Origin of the sequence: Nocardia aurantiaca (assembly GCF_009708175.1) — a bacterium.
Taxonomy (GTDB): domain Bacteria; phylum Actinomycetota; class Actinomycetes; order Mycobacteriales; family Mycobacteriaceae; genus Nocardia; species Nocardia aurantiaca.
Genome location: NZ_WMBB01000035.1, coordinates 1 through 1,963 on the forward strand (window position 1 = coordinate 1; position 1,963 = coordinate 1,963).

2 protein-coding genes are annotated in these 1,963 nt (G+C 41.2%); both read right to left on the reverse strand.

Features of this window, described 5'->3' with window-relative positions; all coding sequences use genetic code 11:
• Positions 1–1,495: major capsid protein (locus GLP40_RS33060; protein ID WP_154791960.1), on the reverse strand; the 1,495-nt coding region annotated here is incomplete at its 3' end.
• Positions 1,467–1,667 (reverse strand): hypothetical protein, encoded by a 201-nt coding sequence (locus GLP40_RS33065; protein WP_154791961.1) that lies wholly within the window; start codon positions 1,665–1,667, stop codon positions 1,467–1,469. The genes GLP40_RS33060 and GLP40_RS33065, both read right to left, overlap by 29 nt.
• Between the last annotated feature and the right edge of the window lie 296 nt (positions 1,668–1,963).

Here is a 1,963-nt window from a genome sequence, read left to right on the forward strand (position 1 = left end):
CCTGCTCGCCCAAGTGAGCGAACTCTGGCCAGTAGTAATCTAATCGTGAATTTCTGGTAAATCTGCGAGCTATACCTTGCTGATATGCTGTTCGTGGAAGTATTGAGAGCAAACCTATAACCCAGCCGTGTTCAGCAAAAGTCTTTTTAAATGTATGTGCTTTCATTGCGGCAAATGCGTGTCCACCGATTTCACCAAGAGGAGTGTCGTCGCTTGCTGAACCTGTAGCAGAAGTTTGTAGAACCTCTGAAAATACTATAGGACTTTTACCACCGCCAAGATATTCTGGTCGTCTTAACCGTGCGTCCGGAGTGTGGACACCAAAATGAGCAAGTATTGTTTCTATGTAGCGTCCGCCTGCTCTAGCCGCTCTCTCTAAGAATTTTTGCAACTGAAACGCCATACGTAAATCGTTAATTGTGCTGGCTGTAACAGCTGAAAGGTCTGCATATAATGTGCCGTTTGGGTCTAGTGAAGCAATATCAGAATTTGTCTGAAGTCCCGGCTTAATTGCACCGCCTAAAGATACATCAGTACCAGCGTCCTTAATTTTAATATTAGATAAAGTGTCCTGAAAACCTATCGGATGAGTTGGGTCGCCAGTTTGGGGAGTTAATTCCATAGCACCGAAAGCAGTATTTAAGCGACCATAAGTATCACACTCTAAAAGATAAGGGGAATAAACAAGATTACCATTTCCGTCTCTTACTCGTGCAAAAGAAGTTGAGCCAGCATTTTGCCATTTAACAGGAGCATTACCTGTAAGCGGGATTTTTACTGGAGCACCTTTCTGCATCCAAGGTCTGCAACTCGTGAAGTAATCTTTTTCCCATCCACGTCGCAAAAGAACTCTACTAGTCTGAACATCTAAACCATCAGCCACAATAGCAGAATTACTAGTATTTGAGGTATGAGATACAGGGACCGGATCTTGCAAATCCTCGTCTCTAAACCACTCATTCCATATCTCTGCATAAGCTCTTAACGGCAATGCCGAAACGTGGTGATAACGGTCGCCCTGTGTCATTGTAATTTCCGGACATCCAATAAGATAATCTGCAAGCGAACCCGTCCAACTTTCTTGAGGCGTTATCCGCCAGATAGGTTCTCTCAATGGAACGTGAATATCAATACCATTATCGCCGGGTTTATAAGCACCTGCTCTATTATATCCTGTGATAAACTCTTCCCATCCTTTATGATTCTCGCCTGCTTCGTCATTTGCATTCTGACCAGCATAATACCTAGAGAACGACCATATTATCCAGTTTGGAACGAAGAAGAAATGAGTATAAATATTAACTCTATGCATTACTGGTGCTAAAAGCGGAACCAACCTTACGAGCATTTCCGTTGTATTCGAGAAGGTATCACCGGGAAGTACATCCTCTGCCATTATCGGTATTAAATCTGCCATATTACAACTGAATTTCCTTTCGTGCGTTAAATCGTGTACCTGACGCCGTCTAAGGAGCGTCTTGAGTGAGAAGTCCATTTTTATAAATATCCTTTTCTAGTTGAAGGAATTCCTCAACTTGTTTTTTTTCTGCTCTTATTAAAGCTCTATAACAACTATCGTCTAGTGCTATCTCATATAAATATTCCATTAAAGCACCATTGATACAATACCATAAGAAGCGTAATATTGAGAATTTACCTTTTGCCATTGGTTAAGTCCTGCTGTGGTGGCTGTGGCTGTCTGTAGTGTACTGATATACTCCATTCTCTCGGGCTTTTGAGTTCAACGTCTACGGTTTCTGTAAATAACCTAGCGTCCTCATAACTATTGAATATTCTGTCTACTATGAACCGTTCGTGGTCTTTATGAATTTTAATCCAGAATGATACCTGATACTCTTTAATCATATTTTTATTCTCCCTTGTTTTGGATACATCTTTTTCCTTAATTTAAATGCTTCAACTCGCACTTTTGCTATTAAGTCGCTTGAGAGTTGTGCCACTC